This window comes from Rhizobacter sp. P5_A1 (genome assembly GCF_056400745.1).
On sequence record NZ_JBFUKR010000033.1, the window covers coordinates 45,274 to 52,111 of the forward strand.

Consider the following 6,838-nt stretch of genomic DNA (forward strand, 5'->3'; position numbering starts at 1 on the left):
ATGTCGGTCCCTTCCACGCTCGTCGCACGCGCTGCGCAGGCCACCCCCCCGGTGCTGGCCACGCGCATGCGCGGGCTGTCGGATCGCTCGATCGCGTGGCTGTTCGTCGGCCCGACGATGCTGCTGCTGCTCGCGATCAACATCTTCCCGCTGATCTGGACGATCAAGCTCTCGTTCACGAACTTCCGCGCGAACCGGCCGAATGCGAACGTGCTTGGCGTGGGCATCGACAACTACGTCTCGGTGCTGACCGACCCCGACATCTGGGTCGCGATGCAGGCCACCGCGCACTTCCTGTTCTGGACCATCCTGCTGCAGACGCTGATCGGCTTCGCGCTCGCCTACCTGATCGATCGCAAGTTCCGCGGCCACGGCTTCTGGACCACGATGATCCTGATCCCGATGATGTTGTCGCCGGCCGTCGTCGGCAACTTCTGGGCCTTTCTGTACCAGCCGCAGACGGGCCTGTTCAACTACGCGGTGTCGTTCCTGACCGGCGTGCCGCCGTCGTCGTTCGAGATGATCGGCTCGGTCAGGCTGGCGCCCTGGGCCATCATCATCGTCGACACCTGGATGTGGACGCCCTACGTGATGCTGATCTGCCTCGCGGGCCTGCGTTCGATCCCCGACTACATCTACGAAGCGGCCGAGGTCGACCGCGCGTCGGCGTGGCGCCAGTTCTGGTCGATCACGCTGCCGATGGTGCTGCCGTTCGTCATGCTGGCGGTGCTGTTCCGCGGCATCGAGAACTTCAAGATGTTCGACATGGTCAACCTGCTGACCTCGGGCGGGCCGGGGTCGGCCACCGAGCTCGCGTCGATCACGCTGAAGCGCGAGGCCTTCGAGAAGTGGCGCACCGGCTACTCGTCGGCGTTCGCGATCATCCTGTTCGTCGCGGTGTTCGGCCTGGCCAACATCTACGTCAAGGCGCTGAACCGCGTCAAGAACCGGTGAGGGGCACCCGATGAGCATCAGCATCGCGAGAGGGATCAGCACCGCACACTCGGTCGTCGAGCCGAGCGCGCAGTCGCGCTGGATCGCCGGCACACTCGTCGCGCTGTACGCGCTGGTCACGATCGTGCCGCTGGTCTGGATCATCCTGACCGGCTTCAAGACACCGCCCGATTCGATCAGCTACCCGCCGAAGATCCTGTTCACGCCGTCGGCCGAGGGCTACTGCAACCTGTTCACGACGCGCTCGCGCCAGACGCCGGAATACATCGCCGCATTGCCGCCCGCCACCGACACCTGCGACAAGGTCGCGCGCAACGCCAACATGGTGGTCGCCGGCGCCTCGAACTTCATGCCGCGCTTCGTCAACTCGCTGATCATCGCGTTCGGCTCGACGCTGCTGTCGGTCGGCTTCGGCGTGATGGCGGCGTACGCGTTCTCGCGCTTCAAGGTGCCGTTGAAGGACGACCTGCTGTTCTTCATCCTGTCGACGCGGATGATGCCGCCGATCGCGGTCGCGATCCCGATCTACCTGATGTACCGCGAGCTCGGGCTGTCTGACACGCGCCTCGGCATGATCCTGCTGTACAGCGCGGTCAATGTCTCGCTCGCGGTGTGGCTGCTGAAGGGCTTCATCGACGAGATCCCGCGCGAGTACGAAGAGGCCGCGATGGTCGACGGCTACACGCGCCTGCAGGCCTTCCGCAAGGTGGTGCTGCCGCAGGCGACGACCGGCATCGTCGCGACAGCGATCTTCTGCCTGATCTTCGCGTGGAACGAGTACGCGTTCGCGGTGCTGCTGACCTCGGGCACCGCGCAGACCGCGCCGCCGTTCATCCCGATCATCATCGGCGAGGGTGGGCAGGACTGGCCGGCGGTCGCGGCCGGCACCACGCTGTTCCTGATCCCGATCCTCGTGTTCACGATCCTGCTGCGCAAGCACCTGCTGCGCGGCATCACCTTCGGAGCGGTGCGCAAATGAAAGCCCCATCGAAGAGGTGGCCAGAGTGGCTGCGCCGGGGGCGCATGGAGATGCTGGCCTGCATCGTCATCACGCTCGGCCTCGTGATGATGCTGCAGCCCTTTGCGATGCTGCTCTACACCTGGTCATTCGTGACGACCTTGTTCGGGACCGCCATGTTCATGGTCGTCTCCAAATTCCCCGAGTAGCGTGATGGCCGAGATCCGCGTTCACCAGCTGCACAAGGCCTTCGCCGACTTCACCGCGGTGAAGGACTCGAGCTTCACGGTGCGCGACGGCGAGTTCTTCTGCCTGCTCGGCCCCTCGGGCTGCGGCAAGACCACGACCTTGCGCATGATCGCCGGCCTGGAGCTGCCGACCTCGGGGCAGATCTTCCTCGGCGCGGAAGACGTGAGCTTCAAGCGCGCCTCGGCGCGCGACATCGCGTTCGTGTTCCAGATGTTCGCGCTGTACCCGCACATGAACGTGCGCCGCAACATCGCGTTCCCGCTCGTCTCGCAAGGCATGCTGCGTTCCGAGATCGACGCGCAGGTCGAACAGGCCGCACGCATCCTGCGCATCAGCGGGCTGCTCGACAAGCCGGTCTCGGGCCTGTCGAGCGGCGACCGCCAGCGCGTCGCGCTGGGCCGCGCGATCGTGCGCCAGCCGCTCGCCTTCCTGATGGACGAGCCGCTCGGCGCGCTCGACTCCGAGTTCCGCGAGGTGATGTGCCACGAGCTGCGCGCGCTGCACGACCGCCTGAACGCGACCACCGTCTACGTCACGCACGACCAGATGGAGGCGATGGCGATGGCCGACACGATCGCGATCATGAACCAGGGCGTGATCGAGCAGCTCGGCGCCCCGCTCGAGGTCTACGAGCGGCCGGCGAGCGTGTTCGTCGCCGACTTCATCGGCGCCCCGGCGATGAACTTCCTGCCCTTCGAGGCCGCGCTCGCCAGCGGTGCGAGCGCGGTGCAGATCGGTGCCGCGCAGATCGCCGTGCCCGCGCTGCGCGAGGATGTCTCGGCGCGCGCGCTGCTGTGTGGCGTGCGCCCCGAGCACGTGCGGCTCGACGACGCATCGCCGCTGCGCGCCGAGGTGCTCGGCACCGAATACCTCGGCGCGAGCCGGATCGTCACCGTGAGCACCGCACAGGGCGCGACCTTGCGCGCGAAGGTCGACGTGGCGAGCGGCGCACGGCGCGGCGACCAGGTCGGCCTGGCCTTCGACGCCGCCGCGGTCTCGCTGTTCGATCGAGAGTCCGGCCGTGCGCTGCGCACCGCACGCGACGATCGCCCGCACACCGGGCGCCGCCGCAACGTCAACGGCAACGGAGCCCGCGATGGCTGACCTGCGCCTGACCGGCATCGCGAAGCGCTTCGGCGCGATCCAGGCGATCGACGGATTGACCCTCGATATCGCCAGCGGCGAGTTCGTCGTGCTGCTCGGCCCGAGCGGCGCCGGCAAAACGACGACGCTGCGCCTGGTGGCCGGCCTCGAGACGCCCGACGCCGGACACATCCACATCGCCGGGCGCGACGTGACCGCGCTCGCGCCGGCGCTGCGCGATGTCGCCTTCGTGTTCCAGCAGTACTCGCTCTATCCGCACCTGAGCGTGTACGACAACCTCGCGTTCCCGCTGCGCTCGCCGCTGCACCCGACGCCCGAGGCCGAGATCCGCCGCAAGGTGGTTGAAGTCGCGCAGATGCTGCGCATCGCCGACAAGCTGCAGAACCCCGCGACCCGGCTCTCGGGCGGGCAGATGCAGCGCGTCGCGATCGGCCGCGCGCTGGTGCGCGACCCCTCGCTGTACCTGATGGACGAGCCGCTGTCGTCGCTCGACGCGAAGCTGCGCAACGACCTGCGACTCGAGCTCAAGCGCATCCAGCAGGACCTGGGCGCGACGATGCTGTACGTGACCCACGACCAGATCGAGGCGCTGACGATGGCCAGCCGCGTCGGCGTGCTCGAGCACGGCCGGCTGGTGCAGGTCGGCACGCCGCAGCAGATCTACGAAGACCCGGTCAGCAGCTATGTCGCGGCGCGCCTGGGCTCGCCGCGCATCAACCTGATGCCGCGCGCGCTCGTCGCCGGCGTGCCGGCACCGGCAGATGCCGTCACGGTCGGCGCGCGCGCCGAGCACCTGCGGCTGCACCGCGCCGGCATCCACGACAACGATCGCCACCGCCACGCGCGCGTCAGGCGCATCGAACGCCTGAGCGACCTGCACCTCGTGCACGTGGGTCTGGACGACAGCGAGCAGGAGCTGATCACCGCGGCGCCACCCGGCGCGAGCTTCGAGCCCGGCGATGCGGTGCAGGTCGAGCTGCTGCGGCCGCTGTGGTTCGACGCCGACGGCCGGCGCATCACCACATGACAGGGAGGATCACATGACTCACGCCGAGCTCATCCGCGATGCGACGCAGACCTTGATCGACCACGTCGACGAGCTGACGACGCTCGACCAGGCGATCGGCGACGGCGACCACGGCCTGAACATGCGCCGCGGCGCGCTGGCGATCCAGGCGCGGCTCGGCGAGCTGGCCGGCCAGCCGCTGAACGATGCGCTGCGCACGATGGGGATGACCTGCATGTCGACGATCGGTGGCTCTTCCGGACCGGTCTTCGGCACGCTGCTCGTCACGCTCTCGAAGGAGCTGCCCGCGGCGCCGGCAGCCGCCGACCTCGCGCGCGCGATCGACGCCGGGATCAAGGCGCTGACCCGTCTGGGCAAGGCCGAGGTCGGCCAGAAGACGCTGCTCGACGTGCTGGCGCCGGTGCAGCAGGTGCTGGCGCTCGGCGGCGCCGACCTGGTCGCGCGCGTTCGCCAGTGCGCGCTCGACAGCGCGCAGGCGACCGCCCGGATGGACGCGATCCGCGGCCGCGCGTCGTTCCTCGGCGACCGGGCGCTGGGCCATGTCGACCCCGGCTCGCGCTCGATGGCGTTGATCATGGTCGCGGTCTGTGACAGGCTCTGAACCACGCGGCGCGACCCCCGTTCTCCACGTTCCCGAGGTGACCGAATGAAGAAGCTGATCAACCACGTCGACAGCCTGCTGACCGAATCGCTCGACGGCTTCGCCGCCGCGCACGCTGACATCGTCACGCTCGGCGCGGCGCACCAGTTCGTGCGGCGCCGCACGCCGAAGCCCGGCAAGGTCGCGCTGATCTCCGGCGGCGGCTCGGGCCACGAGCCGCTGCATGCCGGCTTCGTCGGCCACGGCATGCTCGACGCGGCCTGCCCCGGCCAGGTGTTCACATCGCCGACGCCCGACCAGATGCTCGCCGCCGCCAACGCGGTCGACACCGGCGCCGGCGTGCTGTTCATCGTCAAGAACTACTCCGGCGACATGATGAACTTCCAGATGGCCGCCGAGATGCTGGACCATGACAACGAAACCGTGATCGTCAACGACGACGTCGCGGTCGAGAACTCGACCTACACGACCGGGCGCCGCGGCGTCGCCGGCACGTTGATCGTCGAGCGCATCGTCGGCGCGGCCGCCGAGCGCGGCGACAGCCTGGCGCAGCTGAAGGCGCTCGGCGACGCGGTCAACAAGGCGACCGCGTCGATGGGCGTGGCGCTGACCTCGTGCACCGTGCCGGCCGCGGCCAAGCCGACGTTCCAGATCGGCGCCGACGAGATGGAGATGGGCGTCGGCATCCACGGCGAGCCCGGGCGCAAGCGCGTGCGGCTCGGCACGGCCGACGAGATCGCCGCCGAGCTGACCGGCGCGGTGCTGAAGGACCTGTCGCTGCCGCGCGGCCAGCGGGTGATCCTGCTCGTCAACGGCTTCGGCGGCACGCCGCTGCTCGAGCTCTACCTGATGGTCGACGCGACGCTGAAGGTCCTGACCGAGGCCGGCGTGAAGGTGGTGCGCCACCTGACCGGCTCGTACGTGACCTCGCTCGAGATGGCGGGCTGCTCGATCACCGTCAGCGCGGTCGACGACGCGACGCTCGCGCTGTGGGATGCGCCGCTGCACACGCCGGCACTGCGCTGGGGCATGTGAAACTCGCGGGCATGCACCCCGCCCTTTCATCCCTTCGACCGTCCCGAAAGCTCGACCGCGCATTGACCCAGGCGCTCGTCGCCGCGCTGCTCTGCCTGGCCGCAGCCGCGGCGAGCGCGCTCGATCTGCCGCAGCAGCGCCTCGCGCCGGGCGGCGTCGCGCGCCTCGCGCTCGGCGCGTCGCGCGAGGCGCCGCAGGTCAGCGTCAACGGCGTCCCGGTGATGGTGCTGCGCGAGGGCTCGCAGTGGACCGCCGTGCTCGGCATTGCGCTCGCCGCGAAACCCGGCCGCGGCGGCGTCACCGTGCGGCGCGCCGATGGCGTCGAGAGCTCGCTGCCGTTCACGATCCAGCCGTTCCGCTACGCCGAGCAGCAGCTGCAGGTCGCGCCCGGCCAGGTCGATCTGTCGAAGCAGGACCTGGCGCGCTACGAGCGCGAGGCCGCGCACCTGAAGGAGGTGGTCGCGACCTTCAGCGAGACGCCGCCCGAGACGCTGTGGCTGCGGCAACCGGTGCCCGGGCGCCGCTCCAGCTCGTTCGGGCTGCGCCGCGTGTTCAACGGCCAGTCGCGCAATCCGCACAGCGGCATGGACATCGCGGCCGCGGCCGGAACCAAGGTCGTCGCGCCGGCCGCGGGCCGAGTGATCGACACCGGCGACTACTTCTTCAACGGCAACACCGTCTGGCTCGACCACGGCGCCGGCCTGCTGACGATGTACTGCCACCTGTCGGCGATCTCGGTCGCCGTCGGCGACGTGCTGCCCGCGGGCGCGACGCTCGGCGCGGTCGGCGCCACCGGCCGCGCGACCGGGCCGCACCTGCACTGGTCGGTCAGCCTGAACCGGGCGCTGGTCGATCCGGCGCTGTTCCTCGCGCCTTCCGCGGCCGAACCGGCGACGCCGGCGCGCTGATC

Annotated in this window: 8 protein-coding genes; all 8 read left to right on the forward strand. The window is 69.6% G+C overall.

Features of this window, described 5'->3' with window-relative positions; translation table 11 throughout:
- The 8 genes from AC1DTW_RS24665 to AC1DTW_RS24700 are packed head-to-tail and all read left to right on the forward strand — an operon-like array spanning window position 1 to window position 6,836.
- Entirely contained in the window at window positions 1-954 is a 954-nt protein-coding gene (locus AC1DTW_RS24665; protein ID WP_477984047.1) for a carbohydrate ABC transporter permease, read from the forward strand.
- Window positions 955-964: 10 nt separating this feature from the next.
- Entirely contained in the window at window positions 965-1,933 is a 969-nt protein-coding gene (locus tag AC1DTW_RS24670) for a carbohydrate ABC transporter permease (protein WP_477984048.1), read from the forward strand.
- A complete protein-coding gene (locus AC1DTW_RS24675) occupies window positions 1,930-2,121 on the forward strand; it encodes a hypothetical protein (protein ID WP_477984049.1) in 192 nt (63 codons plus the stop codon). The genes AC1DTW_RS24670 and AC1DTW_RS24675 overlap by 4 nt, the downstream gene beginning before the upstream one ends.
- Window positions 2,122-2,125: 4 nt before the next feature.
- Window positions 2,126-3,265: an ABC transporter ATP-binding protein gene (locus AC1DTW_RS24680; RefSeq protein ID WP_477984050.1), complete on the forward strand. Its 1,140-nt coding sequence runs from the start codon at window positions 2,126-2,128 to the stop codon at window positions 3,263-3,265.
- Window positions 3,258-4,292: an ABC transporter ATP-binding protein gene (locus AC1DTW_RS24685; protein ID WP_477984051.1), complete on the forward strand. Its 1,035-nt coding sequence runs from the start codon at window positions 3,258-3,260 to the stop codon at window positions 4,290-4,292. Before AC1DTW_RS24680 ends, AC1DTW_RS24685 begins: the two co-directional genes overlap by 8 nt.
- A 13-nt stretch (window positions 4,293-4,305) precedes the next feature.
- Window positions 4,306-4,893 (forward strand): dihydroxyacetone kinase subunit DhaL, encoded by a 588-nt coding sequence (gene dhaL, locus AC1DTW_RS24690; protein WP_477984052.1) that lies wholly within the window; start codon window positions 4,306-4,308, stop codon window positions 4,891-4,893.
- A gap of 45 nt (window positions 4,894-4,938) precedes the next feature.
- Window positions 4,939-5,928, forward strand: coding sequence for a dihydroxyacetone kinase subunit DhaK (gene dhaK, locus AC1DTW_RS24695; protein WP_477984053.1), 990 nt, complete (start codon window positions 4,939-4,941; stop codon window positions 5,926-5,928).
- A gap of 11 nt (window positions 5,929-5,939) precedes the next feature.
- The gene (locus AC1DTW_RS24700; RefSeq protein ID WP_477984054.1) at window positions 5,940-6,836 is read left to right on the forward strand and encodes a peptidoglycan DD-metalloendopeptidase family protein; all 897 of its coding nucleotides are present in this window, start codon (window positions 5,940-5,942) and stop codon (window positions 6,834-6,836) included.
- Window positions 6,837-6,838: the final 2 nt, after the last annotated feature.